Below are 24,530 nucleotides of genomic sequence, written 5' to 3'. Positions count from 1 at the left end.
GTGCAGTGGCAGCCAACGACCGGGCATCATCACCCGGAAAGTCCGGCGCGGGCTCCGGCAACGAAGCACTGATCCGCGCCGCCCTGAGCGCTGTCGCTCCCGGCACCGCCCTGCGCGACGGCCTGGAGCGGATCCTCCGGGGGAACACGGGAGGGCTGATCGTCCTCGGCATGGACAAGACCGTCGAGTCGATGTGCACGGGCGGCTTCGTGCTGGACGTGGAGTTCGCCGCCACCCGGCTGCGCGAGCTGTGCAAGCTCGACGGCGCGCTCATCCTCGACAAGGACGCGACGAAGATCCACCGGGCCGGTGTGCAGCTGGTGCCGGACGCCTCGATCCCCACGGACGAGACCGGCACCCGGCACCGCACCGCGGACCGGGTCTCCCGGCAGTGCGGATTCCCGGTGATCTCCGTGTCGCAGTCGATGCGGCTGATCGCGCTGTACGTGGACGGGGAGCGCCGGGTCCTGGAGGAGTCGGCCGCCATCCTGTCCCGCGCCAATCAGGCGCTGGCCACCCTGGAGCGGTACAAGCTCCGGCTGGACGAGGTGGCGGGCACGCTCTCCGCGCTGGAGATCGAGGATCTGGTCACGGTCCGGGATGTCACGGCCGTCGCCCAGCGGCTGGAGATGGTCCGCCGGATCGCCACCGAGATCGCCGAGTACGTGGTGGAGTTGGGCACCGACGGTCGGCTGCTCTCGCTCCAGCTCGACGAGCTGATCGCGGGTGTGGAGCCCGAGCGGGAGCTGGTGGTGCGCGACTATGTGCCGGAGCCGACCGCGAAGAGATCCCGCACCGTCGACGAGGCGCTCTGCGAGCTGGACGCGCTCACCCACACGGAGCTGCTGGAACTGCCCATAGTCGCCCGCGCGTTGGGCTACAGCGGTTCGCCCGAGACGCTGGACTCGGCGGTCTCCCCGCGTGGCTACCGGCTGCTGGCGAAGGTCCCCCGGCTGCCGGGCGCGATCATCGAGCGGCTGGTGGAGCACTTCGGCGGTCTGCAGAAGCTGCTCGCGGCGAGCGTGGACGATCTCCAGACGGTGGACGGCGTGGGCGAGGCCCGGGCCCGGAGCGTGCGCGAGGGGCTGTCCCGTCTCGCCGAGTCCTCCATTCTCGAACGGTATGTGTGACCGTGTGACATGACGGTGGGGCCGGCGCTCGAAGCGCCGGCCCCACCGTCGTGTGCGGGGTCCGCCCGCCCGATTCCGGCGGCCGGGGCCGGGGCCGAGGGGCCCGGTTCCTCCGTCGGGCTTCGGGCCGCGGGTCCTAGGGTCTTTCTTTTGGATCAGGCCGGATCAGGGAGCGGGGTCTGGTGCCGTGCATCGCAAGGCGGAGGATTGAGTCCATGCGGTGGGGGCACCTCCCGCGCCGTCAGGCGCAGGGCGGGGGCACCTCCCGCGCCGTCAGGCGCAGGGCGGGGGCACCTCCCGCGCCGCTGGGCGCAGGGGGCCATCGGCGATTGACGACAACGCGGCGTGGGGGTGCCTCCCGCGCCGCCAGGCGCAGGGGGAGTGCGGTGCCAGGGCAGCGAGCCCGGCAAGATCCGAAAGAGAGGCCCTAGTCCTTCTTGAGGACGAAGGAGCGCTGGGTCATCGACTCCCCCGGGAAGCGGAGTTCGACCAGATAGGTGCCCGCGGAGACCTGGCCCGCGGCCGGGGTGGCGCACCGGGGCTCGCTCTCGCGGCGGTCCCACTCCACGGTGTGCGTGACCGTGCTGCCCGCCGGGACCCTCAGCAGCAGGCTGCCGCCGGCCTTCGGGCAGTCCTTGGACGACCACACCTCGTCGGCGCTGTTGTCCCTGATGGTGAGTACGGCCGCCTTGGGTCCGAAGTCCGCCTTGCAGGCGGTCGCCGAGGTGTTGGCGGCGCTCAGCCGGAAGGAGGGCTTCTCGCCGGGGGCGTAGTCGTTGCGGGTGGAGAGGGTCAACTTCAGCGCGCCGGAGGGGCAGTCGGGCAGCGCGGAGTCCGCCGGGACCCGCTCCCCGGCCGGACCGCCGGAGCCCGGACCGGAACCGCCCGTGCCGCCGGAACCGCCGGAGCCCGAACCGGAGCCGGAACCCGAGCCCGTGCTCGTACCGTCGCCGTCGCCGTCGGCGGAGCCGTCGCCCCCGCCCGAGCCGCCGGACCCCGAACCGGAACCCGATCCCGAGCCCGACCCGGAACCCGAACCGGAGTCGGCGCCGGAGTTCGTGGTGCCGGAGTCCTCGCGGCCGCCGGGCTGGGAGCTGATCGCCGGGCCCGACCCCGAAGGTCCCGGCTCGATGGTCGAAGGGGCCTTGGTGGACGCGCCGTTGGCGTTGTCGTCCCCGCCCCCGTCACCGCCCCCCGAGGCAATCGCCCACACGGCCAGCACCAGAAGCACCGCGGCCAGTGCCAGCGCGGCGGCCCTCCGCCGCCAGTAGATGGAGGAGGGAAGCGGCCCGATCGGATTGCGCAGAGATCCCACGTACCGAACTCTACGAGAGAACCCGGCCGACTCCGGTCCCACCCGCCGCCTACTTCCCAAGTTCTGCCGATCATCATCACGGAGGACCCCGGGGCGCCCCTTACTTTCGTCGGGGGCGGTCCCGGACGATCGCGGTGGGCGGCGGCCGCCGGGGACCGGGTACGGTCCCTGATCATGGACAGCAGCATCACGCGCGGGCTCTACCGCGACATCACCGAATTCGCCGCCTCCACCCCCCAATGGGTGCAGAAGGGGATGGAGATCTGGACCGAGGCGGGGATCCTGATCTTCGGCGTGCTCTTCGTGGCCGTCTGGTGGCGGGCCCGCGGCGGCAGCACCTCGGACATATCCCTGGCGGTGCTCGCACCGCTCGGCACGGCGGTCGGCTACGTCGTCAGCGAGTCGCTCAAGACCTTCTTCGACGAGGAACGGCCCTGCCGCACGGTCACGGAGGCGGCGGCGTCCATCGCCACCTGCCCGCCCTACGGCGACTGGTCCTTCCCCAGCAACCACTCCGCGATCGCCGGCGCGGCGGCCGTGGCCCTGCTGCTGGCCCGCCCCCGCCTGGCGTGGCTGACCGTGCCGATGGGGCTGTCGATCGGCTACTCCCGGGTCTTCCTCGGCGTGCACTACCCGCACGACGTGATCGTCGGTCTGCTCGTCGGCGGCGTGGCCGCCGCGGCCTTCATGCTGCTCCTGGCCGGACCGGCGGCGAAGCTGTTCATCACCATGCGCACCAGCGGAAACGGTCTGGTGCTCTGGTTCGCGGGCCCGGGCCGCCGCTGACCCCGCGCACGGGAAAGGCGACCGGGCGGCCGTCGGCCCGCGTACGGAGAACGGGTCCGGGCCGCCGTACGGGAAACGCGACCGCCGCGCGGCAGGCCCCGTAGCGAGCGGGCGCGGCCCCGCGGCAGGGGCCGAGGGCCTCCTCCGGCGGCGGAACGCCTGATCCGAAAGAAGGGCCCTGCCCCCGCCCCCGGAGCGGATGCGCCCCCCGGTCCCCGAGGCGTGCCAGGATCGTGGGTGCCATGACTGACACCACCACAGACCTCGCCCCCGCCGACGCCGCGTCCCTGCACACCCCCGTCATCGCCTGGTTCGACGAGCACGCCCGGGATCTGCCCTGGCGACACCCCGAGGCGGGCGCGTGGGGGGTGATGGTCAGCGAGTTCATGCTCCAGCAGACCCCGGTCTCCCGGGTGCTCCCGGTGTACGAGCGGTGGCTGGCCCGCTGGCCCCGGCCCGCCGATCTCGCGGCCGAGGCGCCCGGCGAAGCCGTCCGCGCCTGGGGCCGGCTCGGCTATCCGCGCCGCGCGCTGCGCCTCCACGGGGCCGCGCAGGCGATAACGGAGCGGCACGGCGGCGATGTGCCCAGCGACCACGCCCAGCTGCTGGCGCTGCCCGGGATCGGCGAGTACACGGCCGCGGCCGTCGCCTCCTTCGCGTACGGGCAGCGGCACGCCGTCCTGGACACCAATGTGCGCCGGGTCTTCGCCCGCGCGGCGACCGGCATCCAGTACCCGCCGACCGCGACGACCGCGGCCGAGCGCAAGCTCGCCCGGGCGCTGCTCCCCGGCGACGACGAGACCGCGTCCCGCTGGGCGGCGGCCTCCATGGAGCTGGGCGCGCTGGTGTGCACGGCCAGGAACGAGGACTGCGCGCACTGCCCGATCGCCGCCCAGTGCGCCTGGCGGCTGGCCGGAAAGCCCGCCCACGAGGGCCCCGCCCGGCGCGGCCAGACCTACGCGGGCACCGACCGCCAGGTGCGCGGCAAGCTGCTGGCCGTCCTGCGGGAGGCCCACGGCCCGGTGGAGCAGTCGGCGCTGGACGCGGTCTGGAACGAGCCGGTGCAGCGCGCCCGGGCGCTGGACGGGCTGGTCGCCGACGGTCTGGTGGAGCCGCTGGCCGACGGTCTGTACCGGCTTCCCGGCTGAGCCGCTCTCGTCTTCCCCCGCGAACCACCGCCGAAACATTCACTGTTACACAACCGATGGATGGCCGTGCGCCCTCCGACGGCTTCTCCGCACAGCGCCGTGACAACCGCTCCGTAACTTCTGACGTAACGGGAACGCAGGGCAGGTCACGGGGACGGAGGCGGTTGGAATGGCGCACGGCGAGGTGCTCGGTTTCGAGGAGTACGTACGCACCCGGCAGGAGGCTCTGCTGCGGAGCGCCCGGCGGCTCGTGCCCGACCCGATCGACGCCCAGGACCTGTTGCAGACCGCGCTGGCGCGCACCTACGGCCGCTGGGACGGGATCGCCGACAAGTCGCTCGCCGACGCCTATCTGCGCCGGGTGATGATCAATACCCGGACCGAGTGGTGGCGCGCCCGCAAGCTGGAGGAGGTCCCCACCGAGCAGCTGCCCGACGCCTGCGTCGAGGACGGCAGCGACCAGCGCGCGGACCGCGCCCTGCTGATGGACGTGCTGAAGGTCCTCGCCCCCAAGCAGCGCAGTGTGGTGGTCCTGCGGCACTGGGAGCAGATGAGCACCGAGGAGACCGCCGCCGCGCTGGGCATGTCGGCGGGTACGGTGAAGAGCACCCTGCACCGTGCGCTGGCCCGGCTGCGTCAGGAACTGGAGAGCCGGGACCTGGACGCGCGGTCGCTGGAGCGCGGCGGAGCGGCCGGTTCCGACGAGGTCCGCCGGATCCGCGGGGTGCGGGACGACCGTAGTGACGACGAGCGGGGGCAGGAGCGGTGCGCGGCCTGAAAGGCCCGGGAGACGGTCCGGGGGACGGTCCCGGAGGGGACCGCCCGAGCGAGATCCCCGGCGGACCCGGCGGAGTGCGCGCCGGGGACCGGCGGGGCGGCGGAAGCGTGGCGGCGGGCACCGCGGCGTTCGCCGTGCTCGCCGCCCTCGGGCTGCTCGGCGTCGGCTGTTCGGCGAGCGGCAGCGGCGTCCAGGACGAGGGCTCGGCGAACGCCGGGGCGTCGACGAAACCCGCCTCGGCCTCGGCCGCCCCGGGCGCGGACGCCAAGGGCGGCGACGACGGCGGCGACGAGGACGGCGGCGATCTGGCCGAGAAGGCGGCGAAGGTCGACCCGGTGAAGCTGATCAAGAGCGACCCGGAGGTCCGCGCGCAGGTCAAGGACGATCTCAAGCCCTGCGGCCGCACCGCCTACCCGGTCGACACCAAGTTCGGGAACATCACCGGCGGGCAGTCCCCCGACGTGGTCGTCAATGTGATGAGCTGCGCCGACGGCGTCGGTCTCGGCACCTACGTCTACCGCGCGGCCGGGACCTCGTACGAGAATGTCTTCAAGTCCGAGACTCCGGCGGTCTACGCCGCCATCGACCGGGGCGACCTCGTGGTCACCCAGCAGGTCTACGGCGAGCGGGACCCGGTGGCCGCGCCCTCCGCCGAGGAAGTGGTCACGTACCGCTGGACGAACGGCAAGTTCACCAGACTGCACTGGGTACGCAACGAGTTCAGCCGCACGGTCGGGGAGGACGAGCTGGTCGTCCCCGAGGCCGGCCCCACAGCGAACGAGAACTGAGAGCGACCGATGGCCGACACCCATGTGCTGTTCGTGGAGGACGACGATGTCATCCGCGAGGCGACCCAGCTGGCGCTGGAGCGCCACGGCTTCATGGTCACCGCCATGCCCGACGGGCTGCTGGGCCTGGAGGCGTTCCGCGCGGACCGGCCGGACATCGCGCTGCTCGATGTGATGGTGCCGGGGCTCGACGGGGTCAGTCTCTGCCGGCGCATCCGCGACGAGTCCACCGTGCCGGTGATCATGCTTTCCGCGCGCGCCGACTCGATCGACGTGGTGCTCGGCCTGGAGGCGGGCGCGGACGACTATGTGACCAAGCCCTTCGACGGGGCGGTGCTGGTCGCGCGGATCCGGGCGGTGCTGCGCCGCTTCGGCCACGCGGGCGGCGGCGAGGCCGCCTCCGGCGCGCAGAGCGCCCAGGGCGCGCTGCTGACCTTCGGCGATCTGGAGGTCGACACGGAGGGCATGGAGGTGCGCAGGGCCGGTACGCCGGTGGCGCTCACCCCGACCGAGATGCGGCTGCTGCTGGAGTTCTCCTCCTCGCCCGGCACCGTGCTCTCCCGCGACAAGCTGCTCGAACGGGTCTGGGACTACGGCTGGGGCGGCGACACCCGCGTGGTGGACGTCCATGTCCAGCGGCTGCGCACCAAGATCGGCCAGGACCGGATCGAGACGGTCCGGGGCTTCGGCTACAAGCTCAGGGCATGACACGGCCCGGACCGCGCGGGAGCGCGGCATGAAGCGTCTGGTGCTGCGCACCGGGGTCCGCTGGAAGATCAGTATCGCGATCGCGGCCGTCGGCGCGCTGATCGCCCTCACCCTGAGCCTGGTGGTGCACAACGCCGCCCAGAGCGCGCTGCTCGACAACGCGCGCGATGTGCAGCTGGAGCGGGTGCGGACCGCCGAGCGGGGCTTCGAGGGGCCCAAGACCAAGAACCCCCGGTTCAATTTCAAGATCAACGACCCGGCGCTGCCCAAGGAGCTTCAGCAGCTCATGGGCGAGAAGCGGCGCGGCAGCTATGTGGAGGCCCGGCACGACGGGCCGCCGGAGATCTGGGCGGCGGTGCCGCTCGCCAACGGCGACGTGCTCTCGCTGCGGGCCGACTTCCCCGAGCGCAGCGCCGTGATCCTGCGCGATCTCGACCGGGCGCTGACCATCGGCTCGGTCTCGGTGGTCTTCGGCGGCTGCGCGCTGGGCGTCCTGATCGGCGGGCAGCTCTCGCGCAGGCTGCGCAAGGCGGCCGCGGCGGCCGCCAATGTGGCCGAGGGCAATACGGAGGGGCGGGTACGGGACGCGATCGGCGGGGTCGTCCGCGACGAGACCGACGATCTGGCGCGGGCCATCGACGCGCTGACCGACGCGCTGAACGCGCGGATCGAGGCCGAGCGCCGGGTCACCGCGGACATCGCGCACGAGCTGCGGACTCCGGTGACCGGGCTGCTGACGGCGGCCGAGCTGCTGCCCCCGGGCCGGCCGTCGGAGCTAGTGCGGGACCGGGCGCAGGCGATGCGGACGCTGGTGGAGGACGTGCTGGAGGTGGCCCGGCTGGACAGCGCGTCGGAGCGGGCCGAGCTTCAGGAGATCGCGCTCGGCGAGTTCGTCACCCGGCGGATCGCGGCGCTCAACCCGGATGTGCCGGTCGAGGTGATCCACGAGTCCTGGGTGAACACCGATCCGCGGCGGCTGGAGCGGATTCTGCTGAATCTGCTGACCAACGCGGGGAAGTACGGCAAGCCGCCGGTCGAGGTCACGGTCGAGGGCCGGGTGGTCCGGGTCCGCGACCACGGACCGGGCTTCCCGGACGCGCTGCTGCGGGAGGGGCCGAGCCGGTTCCGTACGGGCGCGAGCGACCGGGCGGGCACCGGGCACGGTCTGGGGCTGACGATCGCGGCGGGCCAGGCACGGGTGCTGGGCGCCCGGCTCACCTTCCGCAACGCGGCGGGGAAGGGCGGGGCGGCGGACGGGCCCACCGGGGGTGCGATCGCGGTGCTCTGGCTGCCGGAGCACGCGCCGACGATCAGCGGCAGCTTTCCGATGCTGCCGGGGAGCGTACGGGCGAAGAAGGGCGCGGGCGGTCCGGCGAAGAAGTGAGCGGGGCGCGGGGCGCCCGAGGGCGGGGAGACCCGGGGCGTCCGGGGGGCGGGGTGCGCGGGCCGGGGCCGTACCCGCGCGGGGTGCCCGGACCGGGGCCGTAACGGCGCGGGGTGCGCGGGCCGGGGCCGTATCGGCGAGGCCGGGCCCGTATCGGCGAAGAGGTGCGCGGGCCGGGCCCGGGCACGGCGAAGGCCCCCGGTGCGCGATGCACCGGGGGCCGTACGCCTTACGCCTGATCTGCCGTGCGCGGGGTCAGAGGGTGACGCCCTCGGCACGCAGGTGGGCGACGGGGTTGATCGCGCTGCCGTAGTTCGGGGTGGTGCGGATCTCGAAGTGGAGGTGCGGACCGCTGGAGTTTCCGGTGTTGCCGGAGAGCGCGATCTGCTGGCCGGCCTTGACCTGCTGGCCGATCTTCACATCCACCCGGGAGAGGTGCGCGTACTGCGAGTAGGTGTCGTTGTCGTGCTTGACGACGACGGCGTTGCCGTACGCGGGACCGTCACCGGCGCCGTTCGGGCCGGCCTTCACGACGGTGCCGGGGCCGACGGACTTGACGGAGGTGCCGGTCGGGACGGCGAAGTCCTGGCCGGAGTGGTTGCTGGCCCACATGGCCCCGCCCTTGCCGTAGGTGGCGCTGAGGACGTACTGGGTGACCGGCTTGCTCCAGCCCGGGGCCGCGGCCTTGGGGGCGGCGACGGGCTTGGCGGTGACCTTGGCCGCGGCGGCGGCCTTGGCCTGGGCCTGCGCCTGGGCGGCGACGGCACTGGAGGTGCTCGCGGCGACCGGCGCGGACTGCACGCCGGTCTCCGCGGCGAAAGCGGCCCCTGCGCCGAGCACCGTCGACGCTCCCAGTCCGGCCGCCAGGACGGCGGTACGGGTACGGAGAGCGGACAGGCGGGGACGACGGGAAGTGACACGCATACGGGAAAGCCTCCGGGCAATAAGGGACCCGGCACGGGATGTGCGCCGGGCGGCGTTGCTGCCATCCCTTGGTAACCGAAGCACCCACTTCACCTCAAACACCCCAACTACGACATTACGTCGTAGCAGAAGCGCCGGGAATCAGACCCTTGACAGGGTTTGCGGAAGATCGCCCATGGGGTCGCATTCACGTAGAAAAAGATCTTCGGAAGGACGTTTATCCGCATGCCGGGCCCCGGGCCCTCCCGTAAACCTCGCCGATCGGAACCGCTCCCCCGCCACCGGGACCAAAGTCCCGGACGAAGACCCGCCGACCGGCCGCGCGCGGACCGCGACACCGCTCCTAGCGCGCCTAGTAGGCCCCGATGGGCCTGTGTGCCTTGTCACCGGGCCGCCCCTCACGGCTGTGGGCCGGGTCACTGATTCACCGGCCGGAAAGTGGCCTGGGCCACTAACCTCGGGGCGGGAAGAAGGGGGTTGGGAACGGTGGGGCTCACTCTGTCGTGGCGGGTGGTCGCGGTCCTGGGACGACAGCAGGGCACCGGGGTGCTGATCGACTCAAAACACATCCTGACCTGCGCACATACCGTCGAGAAGGGGCGTACGGCGGAGGTGGCGCACCCCCGCACGGGACGCCGGATCCGCTGCCGGGTGCTCTGGAGGGGCGATCCGGAGTCCCTGGACGCCGCACTGCTGCGCGCGGAGGACGACCTCGTCCCGGCGACCGGCCTGAACCGGCTCCGCTGGGCCCGGCTGACCAGGGACGACGCCCTGCCCGGCTGCCAGACGCTCGGCTTCCCCGCCCATCAGCGCTACGCCTCCCGCACCGGCGGGATCAGCGCGCCCGCCCCCGGAAAGCTCGACTTCGGCCAGTACCGGGGCAGCGTGCTGCCCGTCGCGGGCCGGGTCCACGGCGCGCTCACCTTCTGGCTGGACCGTTCCCCGGGCACGGTGCCGCAGAACGGCGCGAGCCCGCTCTCCGGTCTCTCCGGCGCACCCGTCTTCGCGGGCGACGTGCTGCTGGGCGTCGTCGCCCGGGTGAGGGGCGCCGAAGGGCACCAGCACCTCGAAGCGGTGCCGGCCGAGGCGATCCAGGCCGCCCTGCTCGACCGGACGGATCTGACGCTGCCGCCCCTGGAGGGCCTGTCCGGATTCGACCCGCGCGACGGCGCGTTCGAGGAGCGGTACGCCGCCGCGCTCAAGGCCCAGTACGCCCGTACGGAGATCTTCGGCATCGACGAGCTGGGCGTCAGCGAGTCCGGCTGGGACCTCGACACGGCCTATCTGAGCCTGGAGGCCACCGACTTGGCCGACGACGAGGACACCCTGTGGCTCGGGCCGTCCGAACCGGCGGCCGTCCTCCCGCCGTCCGACTCCCGCCCCCGGCGCGTCGAGGATCTCCTCGGCCGCAGCCGCCGCACCCTGCTGCGCGGCGAGGCGGGCGCGGGAAAGACCACCCTGGTGTGGTGGCTCGCGGCCCACGCCGCATGCGGGACCCTCCCCCCGGAGCTGGCCGGGCTCAACGGCCTGGTGCCCTTCGTCGTACCCCTGCGCAGCGTCCGGGCCAACGGAGGCTTCCCCGGGCCCGACGAACTGCCCCGGATCGCCCGCCTTCCCGTCGGCGGCGCTCCCGACGGCTGGGCCGAACGGGTCCTGGAGTCCGGCCGGGCGCTGCTGCTCGTCGACGGACTCGACGAACTCCCGCACGCCGAACGGCCGAAGGCCCGCGGCTGGCTGACCCGGCTGCTGTGGGCCCACAGCGACACCCGCTGTCTGGTGACCGTGCGGCCCGGCGCGGTGGAGGCCGACTGGCTGGCCGGCGAGGGCTTCGCCGATCTGCTGCTGCTCCCCATGAGCGACGAGGACATCGACGCCTTCGTCACCGCCTGGCACCGGGCGGCCCGGACGGAGTACGCGGCGCTCCGGGGCCCGGGCGGACTCGCCCGCGCCGAGGCGGAGTCCGAGCGGCTGGAGCTGCTGGAGCGGGAGCTGCGGCGGGAGTTCGCCGACCATCGCGTCCTGCGGGACCTCGCCCGCACCCCGCTGCTCTGCGCCGTCGTCTGCGCCCTGCACCGCAAGCGGCGCGGGCGGCTGCCGCGCAGCCGCTGGGAGCTGTACCGGGCCACTCTCGACATGCTGCTGGGCAAACGCGACAGCGAGCGCGGCATCGACGCGCCCGAGGGGCTGACCATCGGGGTGGAGGAGCACAAGCTGCTGCTCCAGCACATCGCCGTCTGGCTGGTGCGCGGCGGACAGACCCAGCTCACGCCCGACGAGGCCGCCACCCTGATCGACCGGGTCACCCGCGCCATGCCCCAGGTCCGCGAGCAGGGCGGACCCCGGCGGATCCTGACCCATCTGCTCAACCGGAGCGGACTGCTCCAGCAGCGCGCCGACGACGCCGTGCAGTTCATCCACCGCACCTTCCAGGACTATCTGGCCGCCAAGGAGCTGGCCGAGACCGACAGCGTCGGGGAGCTGGTCGGGCACGTGGACGACGAGCAGTGGGGGGATGTCATCCGGCTCTCCGTCGGGCACTTCGACCGCCGGGTGGGGAAGCTGGTCGAGGCCCTCGTCAGGGCGGGGGACGGCGCGGGCCCCGACGGGCGGGCCGCGCATCTGCTGGCCGGGCACTGCGCGGCCGCCGCCGTCTTCCTGGACGAACCGCTCCGGGCGGCGGCCGAGCGGCGGATCCGGGCGCTGATCCCGCCCCGGGAGATGTGGGAGTCCGCCGAGCTGGCCGCGCTGGGCCCCTATGTGCTGCCCCTGCTGCCGGGACCGTCCGGGGACCCCGAGACCGACGCCCTGGTCATCGACGTCATCTCGGCGGTGGGCGAGCCCTCGGGCATCGAGCTGCTGCGGGAGTTCACCGGGGAGCCGGCCAGGGACGTGCGGGGGGCCCTGGCGGAGGACTGGCACCGTTTCCCGGCGGAGCGGTACGCGCGCGAGGTGCTCGCCCGGGTCGATCTCAGCGATGTCCACGTCGACGTCCGCACCGGCGAACAGCTGCGGCATCTGCACCACTGCGGACCGGTGTCCAGGGTCGCGCTCTTCGGCGGCCACACCTCGAAGGCCCTGGACGAGCGGCTGCCGCGCACCGGGCTCACCGAGGTCTCTCTCATCGACAATCCGGAGCTGACCACGCTCGCCCCGCTGGGCTCCCGCCCTTCCGTCACTTCGCTCGTCCTGGTCAACTGCCCGAAGGCGGAGAGCCTGGCCGGACTCTCCGACCGCCCCTTCGACGAGCTGGTGCTGGATCCGGGAGCGCTGTCGCTCCCCGGCCCGCCGCCCCGGGTCCGCCGTCTCCAGGTGAACGGCGGGGTCGAACTCCCCTACGACGCCCTGGCCCGCTGGACCGGCGCCGAGGAGCTGACCGTCGGGGCGCCCGCGCAACTCCGCGCGCTGCTGCGGACCGTGAAAGGGCTGCCTGATCTCTGGTCGCTGCGCCTGGGCCCGGTCGGCGACCACGATCCCGAGGCGGCCGACGAGGCCCCGGGCATCACCCATCTGTCCATGACGGCCCCCGACCGCCCTCTCGACACCGGCGCGCTCGCACGCGTCTTCCCGGCGCTCAGAATGCTGAGCGTCGTCATCCCGAACACGGCGGAGTACGCGATCGACCTCACCCCGCTCCACGGGCGCCCGGAGCTGACCGTCCACCTCCACCGCAGACCCGGCACCCGGCTCGACATCACCGGGGGCGAGCACTTCGGCGACCGGCTGTCCATCGGCCCCGGCGACGACTGACCGTCCACGGCCTTCTCCCCGCCCGCCCCGTCCGGGATCCTCCTTGACATGACCAGACCAGAGAACCCGAGCCGGACCCGCCGCCCCCGCACCCGTCCCCTTCTCACCTCCGCCGTCTGCGTCCTCGCCGCCTCCCTCGCCCTCACCTGGAGCGCCCCCGCCGGAGCCGGGCCCTCCGACAGCGGTCTCAAAGGGGCCGTCGACACGATCCTCGCCGACGCCCGGCTGACCGGCGGGGCCGCCGGGGTCGTCATCGCCGACGCCGAGACCGGCGAGCGGCTCTACCAGCGCGCCGGGACCGACCGGCTGATGCCCGCCTCGAACACCAAACTCCTCACCTCGGCCGCCGCCATGGCCCTCCTCGGCCCCGACCACCGCTACACCACCGAGGTGCTCTCCTCCGGCGACCACGAGGGCTCCACCCTCGACGGCGACCTCCATCTGCGGGGCGACGGCGACCCCACCACGCTCGCCGAGGACTACGACGCGCTCGCCGCCGACGTCGCCGCGAGCGGGATCAGACGCGTCAGCGGACGGATCCTCGCCGACGACACCCACTTCGACGCCCAGCGCCTCGGCCGGGGCTGGGCGGGCGACGACGAGTCCTCGTACTACTCCGCGCAGATCTCCGCGCTCACCGTCGCCCCCGACACCGACTACGACGCGGGCACCGTGATCGTCGAAGTGCGCCCCGGCGCGAAGCCCGGCGACCGGCCGAAGGTCACCGTCACCCCGGACACCGACTACGTACGCGTCGATCAGAAGGGCTCCGCCACCGTGGCGGCCGGACAGCCCGACACCCTCGCCGTGGAGCGGCGGCACGGCACGAACACCATCGCCGTCGACGGGAACATCCCCGTCGGCGCGAGCGCGACCAAGGAGTGGGTGACGGTCTGGGAGCCGACCGGATACGCCGCCGCCGTCTTCGCCGACGCCCTCGACCGCCACGGCGTACGGGTCGCCAAGTCCCCGCGCCTGGGCCGCGCCACCCCCGCCGACGCCCGGCCGGTCGCCGTCCACCGCTCCATGCCGCTGCGGGAGCTGCTGGTCCCCTTCATGAAGCTGTCGAACAACATGCACGCCGAGGCGCTGACCAAGACCATCGGCCACCGGGCGACCGGCCGGGGCGCCTGGGGCGCCGGGCTCGCCGCCATCGGCGGCTATCTGCGACAGGAGGGGATCGCCACCGACACCCTGCGCCAGGCCGACGGCTCCGGACTGTCCCGGTTCAACATCGTCCCCGCCGAACAGCTCGTCCGGCTGCTGCTCGCGGTGCGGGCCGCCCCCTGGTACGCCGACTGGCACGCCGCCCTGCCCGTCGCCTGCGCCCCCGACCGCGCCGTCGGCGGCACCCTGCGCACCCGGATGTGCGGCACGCCCGCCGCCCTCAACACCCGCGCCAAGACCGGCTCGCTGACCGGGGCGTCCGCCCTGTCCGGCTATGTGAAGGACGCGGGCGGGCGCGAACTCGTCTACGCGATCGTCCTGAACAACTACCTCGCCTCCTCGGTGAAGAGCGTCGAGGACGCGATCGTGGTGACGCTGGCCCGCTCCGACACGGCCGCCGAAACCATCGCGACCGTCGTCCCCCGGCAGTCCCGCGCCGACCGCGCGCCGGCTGCCGACCAGGGCGAATGCGCGTGGCGGAAGCCGCAGTTCTGCTGAACGGCCCACGGCCCGGACCGTACCTCGGTACCGTCCGGGCCATGAGCGACGACACCTCCGCCACAGCGCCCCGGGCCGACATAGAACTCGCCGACGCCATCGAGTCCGTCCGCGAACAGCTCGTCGAGGCGGCCGGGCGCGCCACCGGCCGGCCGGTCTCCTTCGAGGTGGGCGACATCGAGATGGAGTTCACGATCGAACTGCGCAAGGAGACCAGGGGCGGGGCCCGGATCAAGGCCCTGGTCGTGGACGCCGGCGGGGAAGGCGCCAGGACCACCGGCCGCACCCACCGGGTGGCCCTCACCCTCCGGCCGAGGAACGCGGTCACCGGCGGCCCCTGGCTCGTCGGCAACGACGACGAGGGCGACACCGCCGACTTCGGCGCGGCCGGACCGTACCCGGGAACACGGTGAGCCCACTCGCCGGGCCGACCGTGGGCGGCCGGACCGTCGTCGTCCACGGGCGGCAGCAGGGCAGCGGCGTACTCCTCACCCCCCGCACCGTGCTGACCTGCGCCCATGTCATCGGCCCCGGGCGCTCCGCCCGGGTGACCAACCCCGGGAGGACCCAGCTCTGCCAGGTCGTCTGGTCCGACGACGAACTCGACGCGGCGCTGCTGGTGGCCCCGGAGAGCCTCTACCCCGCCGCCGACCGACCGGCCCACGGCAAACCTCCGGGAACGCCCCGGAAGGCCCTCGCGGCGGTGCGCCCCGTCCGGATGAGCGCCGTCGCCACCGACCGGCCGGTGCCGGAGTGCGTGATCACGGGCTTCCCCGAGATCCAGCGGTACGACGGCCGGAGGATCGAGGCCGACCAGTACCGGGGAGCCGTGCTGCCGCTCGCGGGCCTCATCCGCCGCACGATGGTCTTCGAATTCGACCGGCCGCCCGCCGCCGAACGCGACGACGGCTCCACCGCCCTCGCCGGACTCTCCGGAGCGCCCGTCTACGCGGGCGAGAGCCTGCTCGGCATCGTCAGCAGGATCCCGCGCAGCCGCCACCTCCTGCGCGCCGAGTGCGTGCCGATCTCCCTGATCGTCTCCGACCCCGGATTCCGCGCGTGGTTCGACCGGGTCGGGGACGCCCCCGGCGGGCTGCCCCGGCTGGAGTCCGTCACCCACGCCCACCCCGACGATCCGCGTTACGAGGAGGAGTACGCGCGGGCCCTGTCCGCCGAGTACCGCAGGACCAAGGTCTTCGGACTGGACGAACTCTCCCGGCGCGACGCCGAGTGGGACCTCGACACCGCCTATCTGAGCCTGGAGGCCGCCCCCCGGCCCGATCGGGAAGGACACGCCCCGGACCCGGCGGAGAGCGTGCCCCAGCGCGTCGAGACGCTCCTCGCCGACCGCCCCCGGGTACTGCTGCGCGGGGACGCCGGCACCGGCAAGACCACCCTCATCTGGTGGCTGGCCGCCCACGCCGCCGCCGGCACGCTCGACGCCCGGCTCGCCGGACTCAACGGCCTGGTGCCCTATGTCGTCCCCCTGCGCACCCTGCGCGCCCAGGGCGCGGGCTTCCCCTCCCCCGCCCGGCTCCCCGGCGTCTCCCGGCTGGTGATCGACGATCCGCCGGACGGCTGGGCGGGCCGGGTGCTGGAGTCCGGGCGGGCGCTGCTGCTCGTCGACGGGCTGGACGAGGTGCCGCACGACGACCGGGAGGAGGCCCACCGCTGGCTCTCCGCCCTGCTGCGCCGCTATCCCCGGACCCGCGCCCTGGTCACCGTACGGCCGCTCGCGGTCGCGCCCGACTGGCTGGAGGCGGAGGGCTTCGAGGAGCTGAACCTGCTGCCGATGCGGGACGCGGACATCGCGGCCTTCACCGCCGCCTGGCACGCGGCCGCCCGGCTGGACGACGACGGCCATGAGGCGCTTCGGGAGCTGGAGCGCGATCTCACCGAGCAGTTCGCCCTCTCCCCCGCGCTGCGGGAGCTGGCCCGCACCCCGCTGCTCTGCGCCGTGATCTGCGCGCTCCACCGGCTGCGGGAGGGCTTTCTCCCCCAGACCCGGTGGGAGCTGTACCGCTCGGCGCTCCAGATGCTGCTGGGCCGGCGCGACCAGCGCCGCAAGGTCGACCGGCCGGAGGGCGTGCGGCTGACCGTCGAGGAGCATCAGCAGCTGCTCCAGCGGATCGCGGTGTGGCTGGTGCGCGGCGGTCAGAGCGAGTTCAGCGAGGACAGCGCGATCCGCCGGCTCGACCGGGCGCTGACCGGCATGCCGCAGGTCGGCGCGCAGGGCGACGCCCGGCGGATCCTCACCCATCTGCTCAACCGGAGCGGGCTCCTCCAGGAACGGAACGACGGGGTCTACCAGTTCACCCACCGCACCTTCCAGGACTTCCTGGCCGCCAAGGAGTTCATCGAGGGCGACCATCTGCACGAGCTGCTGCGGCACGCGCCCGAGCCGCAGTGGCACGATGTGCTGCTGCTCGCGGCCGGCCACTGCTCACGGCGTGAACTGCCGGTGCTGATCAACGGGCTGCTGGCGGCCGGACGGGCGGTGCGCAAGGGCGGCAGAAGGACCGCCCTGTACGCGCTCGCCGCGCTCTGCGCCCAGCACGCGGCCTGGCTCGACGCCTCCGTGCACCACAAGGTGCGCACGGCCGTCGCCGAAGTGCTGCCGCCGCGCACCACCGAGGAGCGGCAGTCGCTGGCCCAGCTGGGGCCGTCCGTGCTGCCGCTGCTGCCGGAGGCGAGCGGTCTGGGCCGGGCCGAGCTGGAGCAGGTGGCGGAGCTGGTCGGCACGATCGGCGGAGCGGCGGCGGTGCCGTACGCGCGGAGGCTGGCGCTGGCGGGCGCCGACTCGGCGGGCGGGCTGTCCTCGGCGCTGACCCGGGACTGGGCGAACTATCCGCCCGCCGAGTACGCCGAAGAGGTCCTCGCCCTCCTGGACCTCAGCCGTACGGTGCTGGTGATCACCGCCCGGGAGCAGCTCTCCCGGCTCCGTCTGGTGCCGCACGCCCGCAGCGTCGCCCTCGTCGGCGACTTCACCGCGCGGGAGCTGCGCTCCGGGCTGGAGGGCTCGCAGCTGCGCACGCTCGCCCTCGTCAGCAATGACACGGTCACCGATCTCACCGCGCTGGCTCCGTGCGCCGAGGGGCTGCGGGAGCTGGGCGTCGGGCACTGCGGCGGGCTGGAGGGCCTGGCCGGTCTCACGGACCTTCAGGCGCTGGAGGATCTGACGCTGACCGATGTCCTGGTCTCCCCGGCGGAGCTGGAGCTGATCGCCGGGCTGCCCCGGCTGCGGCTGCTCACCCTGGTCCAGCCCCGGCTGCCGGCGGACCGGCTCGTGCTCACCCCGCTGCACTCCCGGCCCCATCTGGTGATCGAGCTGACCGGCGTCGCCAAGGGACAGGTGACCGGCCGGACGAAGCTGGGCAATCGGCTGGTCTTCGCCCCCTGAGCCCGTCGGTCCCGTCAGCCCTGGGGGGGCCGGGGGCCTGGGGGCCGGGGGGCCTGGGGCTGGGGGCCGGGGGGCCTGGGGGCCTGGGGGCCTGGTTACGAGTACGGGCCGAGCGCCGCCCGGACCGGGCCCGGGGCGAACCGGACCGGGCCCGGGCGGCGAGGCGGACCGGGGCCGGTCGGCGAGGCGGGGCGGGGCGGGGCCGGTCGGCGGGACGGGGCGCGGGCGGGCGGGCCCGGGAACGGCAGAAGGGGCTGCCCCGGACTCCGTACGTCTCCGTACGCGTCCGGGGCAGCCCCTTCTCAGGCGCTACCGCCCGGGAGGCTTACGCCTCCTTCGAGAGATTCGGTCCGGCGCCGCCGGCCGCCTGCTCGATCGGCGGGACGTCGGGCAGTGCCGACTTCTCCTCGCCGCGGAAGGTGAACTTCTTCTCCTCGCCCTCGCCCTCGGCGCCGACGACCACGATGTGACCGGGGCGCAGCTCACCGAAGAGGATCTTCTCGGAGAGGATGTCCTCGATCTCGCGCTGAATCGTCCGGCGCAGCGGCCGGGCGCCCAGCACGGGGTCGTAGCCCTTCTTGGCGAGCAGCGACTTGGCCGCGGGGCTCAGCTCCAGGCCCATGTCGCGGTCCTTGAGGCGCTCATCCACCTTGGCGACCATGAGGTCGACGATCTGGATGATGTCTTCCTCGGTCAGCTGGTGGAAGACGACGGTGTCGTCGACACGGTTGAGGAACTCGGGCCGGAAGTGCTGCTTCAGCTCTTCGTTGACCTTGACCTTCATCCGGTCGTAGTTCGACTTGACGTCGCCCTGGGCGGCGAAGCCCAGGTTGAATCCCTTGGAGATGTCCCGGGTCCCGAGGTTGGTCGTCATGATGATGACCGTGTTCTTGAAGTCCACGACCCGGCCCTGGGAGTCGGTCAGGCGACCGTCCTCCAGGATCTGGAGAAGGGAATTGAAGATATCGGGGTGGGCCTTCTCGACCTCGTCGAAGAGGACGACGGAGAACGGCTTCCGGCGCACCTTCTCGGTGAGCTGGCCGCCCTCTTCGTAACCCACGTATCCGGGCGGGGAGCCGAAGAGGCGCGAAACCGTGTGCTTCTCGCTGAACTCCGACATGTCGAGGGAGATCAGCGCGTCCTCGTCGCCGAAGAGGAATTCGGCGAGCGTCTTGGACAGCTCGGTCTTACCGACGCCGGACGGGCCGGCGAAGATGAACGATCCGCCGGGACGCTTCGGGTCCTTCAGACCCGCCCTGGTACGGCGAATGGCCTGGGAGAGCGCCTTGATGGCGTCCTTCTGGCCGATGACGCGCTTGTGGAGCTCGTCCTCCATACGGAGCAGCCGGGAGGACTCCTCCTCGGTGAGCTTGAAGACGGGAATGCCGGTCGCCGTGGCGAGGACTTCGGCGATCAGCTCGCCGTCGACCTCGGCGACGACGTCCATGTCGCCGGCCTTCCACTCCTTCTCGCGCTTGGCCTTCGCGGCGAGCAGCTGCTTCTCCTTGTCACGGAGCGAAGCCGCCTTCTCGAAGTCCTGGGAGTCGATCGCCGACTCCTTGTCGCGGCGGACGCCCGCGATCTTCTCGTCGAACTCGCGGAGGTCCGGCGGCGCGGTCATCCGGCGGATGCGCATCCGGGATCCGGCCTCGTCGATCAGGTCGATCGCCTTGTCCGGCAGGAAGCGGTCCGAGATGTACCGGTCCGCCAGGGTGGCGGCCTGCACGAGGGCCTCGTCCGTGATGGAGACGCGGTGGTGGGCCTCGTAGCGGTCGCGCAGACCCTTGAGGATCTCGATGGTGTGCGGCAGCGACGGCTCCGCGACCTGGATGGGCTGGAAGCGGCGCTCGAGGGCCGCGTCCTTCTCCAGGTGCTTGCGGTACTCGTCCAGCGTGGTGGCGCCGATGGTCTGCAGCTCACCCCGGGCGAGCATCGGCTTCAGGATGCTGGCCGCGTCGATCGCGCCCTCGGCGGCGCCCGCTCCGACGAGGGTGTGCAGCTCGTCGATGAACAGGATGATGTCGCCGCGGGTGCGGATCTCCTTGAGGACCTTCTTCAGGCGCTCCTCGAAGTCGCCCCGGTACCGGGAGCCGGCGACCAGCGCGCCGAGGTCCAGGGTGTAGAGGTGCTTGTCCTTCAGGGTCTCGGGCACCTCGCCCTTGACGATGGCCTGCGCCAGGCCCTCGACGACCGCCGTCTTGCCGACGCCGGGCTCGCCGATGAGCACGGGGTTGTTCTTGGTGCGGCGGGACAGCACCTGCATGACCCGCTCGATCTCCTTCTCGCGCCCGATGACCGGGTCGAGCTTGGACTCACGGGCGGCCTGGGTGAGATTGCGGCCGAACTGGTCCAGGACGAGCGAGGTCGAGGGCGTGCCCTCGGCGGGGCCGCCCGCGGTGGCGGCCTCCTTGCCTCCCGAATAGCCGGAGAGCAGCTGGATGACCTGCTGCCGCACCCGGTTCAGGTCGGCGCCCAGCTTCACGAGGACCTGGGCGGCGACGCCCTCGCCCTCGCGGATCAGGCCGAGCAGGATGTGCTCCGTGCCGATGTAGTTGTGGCCCAGCTGAAGGGCCTCGCGGAGCGACAGCTCCAGGACCTTCTTGGCACGGGGGGTGAAGGGGATGTGCCCGGACGGGGCCTGCTGGCCCTGACCGATGATCTCCTCCACCTGCTGGCGGACCGCCTCGAGCGAAATCCCGAGGCTCTCCAGGGCCTTAGCGGCGACACCCTCACCCTCGTGGATAAGGCCCAGGAGGATGTGCTCGGTGCCGATGTAGTTGTGGTTGAGCATCCGGGCTTCTTCCTGAGCCAGGACGACAACCCGCCGCGCGCGGTCGGTGAACCTCTCGAACATCGTTAATCGCTCCTCAGAGCGGTCAGGCAGTAAGGGGTCGGTCCCCTCCCTGTCCTTCCGCAGCTTAGTCCCGCAAGCGGGGACCGCTCATTCCAACTGCCGACACCCGTCTGTGGCCTCCTGACCCCTGAACGCCGACAACTGCTCCAACCCGATGGTGCGAGACGATGTTCCCGCAGGCCAGGCAGTTACTCTCACCACGAATACGCCGATGGCGAACGTAACGCCGCCTTGCGAGCGTGTCGCCCCTCCCCACTAGGGATGTCTTACCCGCAAGCACTGACAGTCCATGCGGCGCACCCCCCTTCCCTCCGCTACGGGCGAACAACATTGCGCCCTTGACCACGGCCGAACGCCCCCATTTCCGCCACCCTGCGGCTCCGGCCTCGTACTCTGCGTAACTCCCGGCGTCGCGCGGGAGTTCCCGGGGGTATGGCATCGACTTCCCGGAGCAGCGCTCCGGCCGTCCCGTTCCCCCGCGCGCCCGCCCGGATCCCGACCGGGCCGTGGGCCCGGTGGTACGAGAACACCCTCGGCTGGGCGGTGTCCGGCGGCCCGCCGGTGGAGCTGCTCACCGGGCTCCGCTTCGACGTGCTGGAGCTGCCCGCCGACGCCGGGGCGGCCGTGCTGCGCCGGGCGGCCCCCACGGGGCCCGTGGCGCTCTCCGGGCGGCGGATGCGGCTGCTGGTGGCCGCGGGCTGCGCGGAGGAGCTGCCGGGGCTGCTCGACTGGCTGGAGTGGGGCGGCGTCGCGCTCGGTCTGAGCGCGCTCGGTGCGGGAGGACGGATGTCCGCCCCGCCCCCTCCCGGCCGGGCCGGCTCCCGGGGGGCCGCCGTCTGGCTGCGGCCCCCCGTGCCGGGTCGCGAGGTGGAACCGACGCTTCCGGCCCTGGCCCCGTTCGGGCGCGGTACGGGAGCGGGCCGGGGCACCGGCCCCGATCTCGTACGGCTCCTGGACACGATGGCGACCGAGTGCCACCGGGCCCGGCTGCTGCGTGCGAATGCGCGGGCACACGCGCAAGCGCATACACATGCGCACACGTACGAATACGCAGCGTGCGAATACTCGGCCGATTAAGAGTCCGCTGAGGCCGCTGCTCAGCCGTTCGCCTTCTCGTACGCCTCGCGAACCGTGGCGGGCACACGGCCGCGGTCGTTGACCTCGTAGCCGTTCGACTTGGCCCACGCGCGGATTTCCGCGGTGTCCTTGTTGCCGCTCGCCGCCGCACGGCCCTTGCCGCGTCCGGAAGCCGCACGGCCGCCCGTGCGCCGGCCGCTCTTCGCGTACGGCTCAAGGAGACCGCGGAGCTTGTCCGCATTGGCGGTCGTGAGGTCGATCTCGTAGGTCTTGCCGTCCAGCGCGAACGTCACCGTCTCGTCCGCCTCGCCACCGTCGAGGTCATCGACAAGAAGGACCTGAACCTTCTGTGCCACCGGATTTCCTTTCATCGAAAATGCAGTACGCGGAAAGGAAACCGCTTTTCCCTGGAAAACACAAACCCTTGGGAGAGGTTCAGAACCCTGAGAACGCGGGAAACGTGCGCGATTCGGACATAGGGATCGGCCCGGTTGCCTCTGAAGTGGTGATCACAGGTGCAGAAGCATCCGGCTGTTGCCCAAGGTGTTCGGCTTCACGCGTTCGAGGCCGAGGAACTCGGCGACGCCCTCGTCATAGGAACGCAGCAGCTCGGCGTAGACATCTGTGTCGACGGGCGTCTCACCGATCTCCACGAAGCCGTGCTTGCTGAAGAAGTCCACTTCGAAGGTGAGACAGAAAACCCGGCCGACCCCGAGCCGTCGCGCCGTGCTCAACAGCTTGTCCAGGACCTGATGGCCGATGCCGTGGCCCTTGAAGGCCGGATCGACGGCGAGAGTGCGTACTTCCGCGAGGTCTTCCCACATGACGTGAAGAGCACCGCAACCGACGACCGTACCGTCCTCGTCGCGTTCCGCGACCCAGAACTCCTGGATGGACTCGTAAAGAGTGACCGTGGCTTTGTCGAGGAGGATGCCTTCACCGACGTAGGGATCGACGAGCCGGCGGACCGCGGTCACATCGCTGGTCCTGGCACGGCGGACGGTGATGGCATTTGGCTCGGCATAAGGCATGCGGTGACGCTATCGCCCCGGGGATGTCCCGTCCCCGGGGGGCCGGTCGGCGGGGAGTTCACCGTCTCCGGGCTCTTCGGGATCGCTCCGAAGTGCCTGGTCGTCTTGTACGGCCTCTTGTGCGTCCTCTTGCACGTCCCCTTGTACGGCCTCGCCGGCGACATCGCCGACGACATCGTCCTGAACGATACGGACGGCGGCTTGCAGGGACTCGCGCTGCTCGGGCGACATCATCCCGAAGAAGGCCACGAGGGCGGCGGCGGGGTTGTCACTCCGGGACCAGGCGTCGTTCATCAGTGCGGCCGAGTAGGCGGCCCGGGTGGAGATCGCCGTATATCGATAGGCGCGGCCCTCGACTTCCCTGCGGACCCAGCCCTTCTGATGGAGATTGTCCATTACCGTCATGACGGTCGTGTAGGCGATGGACCGTTCCTGCTGAAGGTCTTCCAGGACTTCCCGGACGGTTACCGGCCGGTTCCATTGCCAGACCCGTGTCATGACGGCGTCTTCGAGCTCTCCCAATTGGCGGGGCACATTGCCACCATAGTGGGAGAATCCAGAATTCTCGGTAATGACGTAACAAAAAGGACGTACGGTCGACCGGGAGGTCTGCCGTACGTCCATTCGCGCGCGAGGTCGCGCCGGGTCACTCGCCCTGATCGTCCTGGCGGGTCGAACCGGCCCGCGCGATCACCGCGTCCGCGATCGCGTCCTCCTTGGACTTGTTCGGACCGCCCTGGCTCTTCACGATCGTCACGATCAGGGCGGTGAAGAGGGCGGCCATCACGACGGGCGGCAAGAGGGCGGATACGTAGTCCATGACTCCCAGAGTAGCTAGCCCGCGGCGCGCTGCTCCGACGGGGGCACGGGGCGGCGGCGCGGCGGAAACACCTCGGACGGCTTGGGCACCGGCCGTTCACCGGGCGCGGGAGCCTTGGGCTGCGGCTTCGCGGGATCGGGGGCGGGCTGGGGCCGGGGCTGCGGCTTCGGTCGGGGTTCGTCGGCGGCCCGGCCGCCGGGGAGCGCGAGGAGCCGGGCGCGCGGGGCGGGTGCGGCGGGGACGGAGCGGCGGGCGAGCCGGGCCCGCACCGAGCGCTCGGCCAGCTCCCGGCAGCGCTCCAGGAGGGTGGCGGCGACCGGGTTGCCGCGCAGGGCGCGCAGCGCGGCGAGGTCGTCGGGGACGGGGTCGTAGCCGGCGGCCAGGGCGTCCTGGAGCAGCTCCAGATAGCTCGCGGCGGAACCGGGGAGGGCGTGGCGGTAGCGGGTGAGGTCCGCGAGGAGGAAGGCGCGGAGGCGGCGGGCCTCGTGGGCGGCCTCGTCGAGGGAGTCGGCGAGGCGGAGACAGTCCTGGATGTCCTCGTCGGGGAGGGGGTGAGGGTGGAGGGCGACGGAGAGGGCGCGTCGGAGCACACGCAGCTCGTCTGCGCTGAGGGCCATGCCGCCGCGGGATCCGTATGGCGTGGGCATGGGGTGACGATACGTGGGGGTGGGACAAAATCGACTTAATGGGGTGGGGTGGGCGCGCCGCGGGGTGGTTGTGCGTTTCAGCCTCGCCGGCATTTGAGGCACGGGGCTTCGGGGGCAGCCCCCCGGCAGGGGCCCGCACGGTGCGGGGGCCTGTGGCCTGGGTCCGTCCTCAATCGCCGGACGGGCTGGAACTGTCCCGTGCGAGCACCCAGGGCACGGGGACGTCCTCAAACGCCGGACGGGCTGGAACTGTCCCGTGCGAGCACCCAGGGCACGGGGACGTCCTCAAACGCCGGACGGGCTGGAACTGTCCCGTGCGAGCACCCAG

General features: G+C 72.4%; 20 protein-coding genes. 12 read left to right on the top strand and 8 right to left on the bottom strand.

The genetic code is table 11. The features are described from left to right. The first annotated feature begins 5 nt into the window (after nucleotides 1-5). A complete protein-coding gene (gene disA, locus ACF089_RS26380; protein ID WP_392031235.1) occupies nucleotides 6-1,130 on the top strand; it encodes a DNA integrity scanning diadenylate cyclase DisA in 1,125 nt (374 codons plus the stop codon). Nucleotides 1,131-1,557: 427 nt separating this feature from the next. Here disA and ACF089_RS26375 read toward each other — a convergent pair whose 3' ends face one another. Beyond that, nucleotides 1,558-2,445, bottom strand: coding sequence for a hypothetical protein (locus ACF089_RS26375; RefSeq protein WP_392031233.1), 888 nt, complete (start codon nucleotides 2,443-2,445; stop codon nucleotides 1,558-1,560). A gap of 174 nt (nucleotides 2,446-2,619) precedes the next feature. On the opposite strand from ACF089_RS26375, the gene ACF089_RS26370 reads away from it, so the two are divergent. The 6 genes from ACF089_RS26370 (at nucleotide 2,620) to cseC (ending at nucleotide 8,037) form a co-directional block, all read left to right on the top strand. Further along, complete coding sequence (locus ACF089_RS26370) at nucleotides 2,620-3,231, top strand: phosphatase PAP2 family protein (RefSeq protein WP_392031231.1); 612 nt, start codon at nucleotides 2,620-2,622, stop codon at nucleotides 3,229-3,231. Nucleotides 3,232-3,473: 242 nt separating this feature from the next. Beyond that, on the top strand, nucleotides 3,474-4,379 hold the full coding sequence (locus ACF089_RS26365; protein ID WP_392031228.1) for an A/G-specific adenine glycosylase: 906 nt from the start codon (nucleotides 3,474-3,476) through the stop codon (nucleotides 4,377-4,379). 169 nt (nucleotides 4,380-4,548) lie between these two features. Continuing rightward, nucleotides 4,549-5,157, top strand: coding sequence for a SigE family RNA polymerase sigma factor (locus tag ACF089_RS26360; protein ID WP_392031226.1), 609 nt, complete (start codon nucleotides 4,549-4,551; stop codon nucleotides 5,155-5,157). 107 nt (nucleotides 5,158-5,264) lie between these two features. Continuing rightward, nucleotides 5,265-5,945, top strand: a complete 681-nt coding sequence (locus ACF089_RS26355) for a hypothetical protein (protein ID WP_392031223.1) — start codon at nucleotides 5,265-5,267, stop codon at nucleotides 5,943-5,945. Nucleotides 5,946-5,954: 9 nt separating this feature from the next. Then, nucleotides 5,955-6,653: a two-component system response regulator CseB gene (cseB, locus tag ACF089_RS26350; RefSeq protein ID WP_392031220.1), complete on the top strand. Its 699-nt coding sequence runs from the start codon at nucleotides 5,955-5,957 to the stop codon at nucleotides 6,651-6,653. Between the two features lie 28 nt (nucleotides 6,654-6,681). Then, nucleotides 6,682-8,037: a two-component system sensor histidine kinase CseC gene (cseC, locus tag ACF089_RS26345; RefSeq protein ID WP_392031217.1), complete on the top strand. Its 1,356-nt coding sequence runs from the start codon at nucleotides 6,682-6,684 to the stop codon at nucleotides 8,035-8,037. A gap of 255 nt (nucleotides 8,038-8,292) precedes the next feature. Here the strand turns inward: cseC and ACF089_RS26340 are convergent, their stop codons facing one another. Further along, nucleotides 8,293-8,961, bottom strand: a complete 669-nt coding sequence (locus ACF089_RS26340; RefSeq protein WP_392031214.1) for a M23 family metallopeptidase — start codon at nucleotides 8,959-8,961, stop codon at nucleotides 8,293-8,295. A gap of 486 nt (nucleotides 8,962-9,447) precedes the next feature. On the opposite strand from ACF089_RS26340, the gene ACF089_RS26335 reads away from it, so the two are divergent. The 4 genes from ACF089_RS26335 to ACF089_RS26320 are packed head-to-tail and all read left to right on the top strand — an operon-like array spanning nucleotide 9,448 to nucleotide 17,773. Continuing rightward, nucleotides 9,448-12,708: an NACHT domain-containing protein gene (locus ACF089_RS26335; RefSeq protein WP_392031211.1), complete on the top strand. Its 3,261-nt coding sequence runs from the start codon at nucleotides 9,448-9,450 to the stop codon at nucleotides 12,706-12,708. A 48-nt stretch (nucleotides 12,709-12,756) separates the two neighbouring features. Continuing rightward, a complete protein-coding gene (dacB, locus tag ACF089_RS26330; RefSeq protein WP_392031209.1) occupies nucleotides 12,757-14,373 on the top strand; it encodes a D-alanyl-D-alanine carboxypeptidase/D-alanyl-D-alanine-endopeptidase in 1,617 nt (538 codons plus the stop codon). 41 nt (nucleotides 14,374-14,414) lie between these two features. Next, nucleotides 14,415-14,786 carry a trypco2 family protein gene (locus ACF089_RS26325; RefSeq protein ID WP_392031206.1) on the top strand — a complete coding sequence of 124 codons (372 nt, stop codon included), beginning with the start codon at nucleotides 14,415-14,417 and terminating at the stop codon, nucleotides 14,784-14,786. Beyond that, nucleotides 14,783-17,773: an NACHT domain-containing protein gene (locus tag ACF089_RS26320; RefSeq protein ID WP_392031203.1), complete on the top strand. Its 2,991-nt coding sequence runs from the start codon at nucleotides 14,783-14,785 to the stop codon at nucleotides 17,771-17,773. The genes ACF089_RS26325 and ACF089_RS26320 overlap by 4 nt, the downstream gene beginning before the upstream one ends. Before the next feature lie 325 nt (nucleotides 17,774-18,098). Here ACF089_RS26320 and ACF089_RS26315 read toward each other — a convergent pair whose 3' ends face one another. Further along, nucleotides 18,099-20,627, bottom strand: coding sequence for an ATP-dependent Clp protease ATP-binding subunit (locus ACF089_RS26315; protein WP_392031200.1), 2,529 nt, complete (start codon nucleotides 20,625-20,627; stop codon nucleotides 18,099-18,101). A gap of 432 nt (nucleotides 20,628-21,059) precedes the next feature. On the opposite strand from ACF089_RS26315, the gene ACF089_RS26310 reads away from it, so the two are divergent. Beyond that, nucleotides 21,060-21,704, top strand: a complete 645-nt coding sequence (locus tag ACF089_RS26310) for an SCO3374 family protein (protein WP_392031197.1) — start codon at nucleotides 21,060-21,062, stop codon at nucleotides 21,702-21,704. 20 nt (nucleotides 21,705-21,724) lie between these two features. Here ACF089_RS26310 and ACF089_RS26305 read toward each other — a convergent pair whose 3' ends face one another. From ACF089_RS26305 to ACF089_RS26285, 5 genes are all read right to left on the bottom strand, one after another. Next, nucleotides 21,725-22,060 (bottom strand): Lsr2 family protein, encoded by a 336-nt coding sequence (locus ACF089_RS26305; RefSeq protein WP_392031194.1) that lies wholly within the window; start codon nucleotides 22,058-22,060, stop codon nucleotides 21,725-21,727. Between the two features lie 153 nt (nucleotides 22,061-22,213). Beyond that, nucleotides 22,214-22,735: an amino-acid N-acetyltransferase gene (locus tag ACF089_RS26300; protein WP_392031191.1), complete on the bottom strand. Its 522-nt coding sequence runs from the start codon at nucleotides 22,733-22,735 to the stop codon at nucleotides 22,214-22,216. 9 nt (nucleotides 22,736-22,744) lie between these two features. After that, nucleotides 22,745-23,269, bottom strand: coding sequence for a BlaI/MecI/CopY family transcriptional regulator (locus ACF089_RS26295; RefSeq protein WP_392031189.1), 525 nt, complete (start codon nucleotides 23,267-23,269; stop codon nucleotides 22,745-22,747). A 112-nt stretch (nucleotides 23,270-23,381) separates the two neighbouring features. Continuing rightward, entirely contained in the window at nucleotides 23,382-23,555 is a 174-nt protein-coding gene (locus ACF089_RS26290; protein ID WP_392031186.1) for a hypothetical protein, read from the bottom strand. A gap of 14 nt (nucleotides 23,556-23,569) precedes the next feature. Next, nucleotides 23,570-24,172, bottom strand: a complete 603-nt coding sequence (locus tag ACF089_RS26285) for a hypothetical protein (RefSeq protein WP_392031313.1) — start codon at nucleotides 24,170-24,172, stop codon at nucleotides 23,570-23,572. Nucleotides 24,173-24,530 lie beyond the last annotated feature (358 nt).

It is taken from the genome of Streptomyces sp. NPDC014894, from assembly GCF_043080985.1.
GTDB lineage: Bacteria > Actinomycetota > Actinomycetes > Streptomycetales > Streptomycetaceae > Streptomyces.
The sequence above is the reverse complement of the archived record's forward strand: the minus strand, read 5'-3'. Positions and strand labels throughout refer to the sequence as shown.

Excerpts from the sequence above, each read along its gene's own strand:
- ACF089_RS26370 (WP_392031231.1), top strand. The coding sequence starts at position 2,620 with ATGGACAGCAGCATCACGCGCGGGCTCTACCGCGACATCACCGAATTC.
- ACF089_RS26365 (WP_392031228.1), top strand. The coding sequence starts at position 3,474 with ATGACTGACACCACCACAGACCTCGCCCCCGCCGACGCCGCGTCCCTG.
- ACF089_RS26360 (WP_392031226.1), top strand. The coding sequence starts at position 4,549 with ATGGCGCACGGCGAGGTGCTCGGTTTCGAGGAGTACGTACGCACCCGG.
- cseB (WP_392031220.1), top strand. The coding sequence starts at position 5,955 with ATGGCCGACACCCATGTGCTGTTCGTGGAGGACGACGATGTCATCCGC.
- cseC (WP_392031217.1), top strand. The coding sequence starts at position 6,682 with ATGAAGCGTCTGGTGCTGCGCACCGGGGTCCGCTGGAAGATCAGTATC.
- ACF089_RS26340 (WP_392031214.1), bottom strand. The coding sequence starts at position 8,961 with ATGCGTGTCACTTCCCGTCGTCCCCGCCTGTCCGCTCTCCGTACCCGT.
- dacB (WP_392031209.1), top strand. The coding sequence starts at position 12,757 with ATGACCAGACCAGAGAACCCGAGCCGGACCCGCCGCCCCCGCACCCGT.
- ACF089_RS26325 (WP_392031206.1), top strand. The coding sequence starts at position 14,415 with ATGAGCGACGACACCTCCGCCACAGCGCCCCGGGCCGACATAGAACTC.
- ACF089_RS26315 (WP_392031200.1), bottom strand. The coding sequence starts at position 20,627 with ATGTTCGAGAGGTTCACCGACCGCGCGCGGCGGGTTGTCGTCCTGGCT.
- ACF089_RS26310 (WP_392031197.1), top strand. The coding sequence starts at position 21,060 with ATGGCATCGACTTCCCGGAGCAGCGCTCCGGCCGTCCCGTTCCCCCGC.
- ACF089_RS26300 (WP_392031191.1), bottom strand. The coding sequence starts at position 22,735 with ATGCCTTATGCCGAGCCAAATGCCATCACCGTCCGCCGTGCCAGGACC.
- ACF089_RS26290 (WP_392031186.1), bottom strand. The coding sequence starts at position 23,555 with ATGGACTACGTATCCGCCCTCTTGCCGCCCGTCGTGATGGCCGCCCTC.
- ACF089_RS26285 (WP_392031313.1), bottom strand. The coding sequence starts at position 24,172 with ATGGCCCTCAGCGCAGACGAGCTGCGTGTGCTCCGACGCGCCCTCTCC.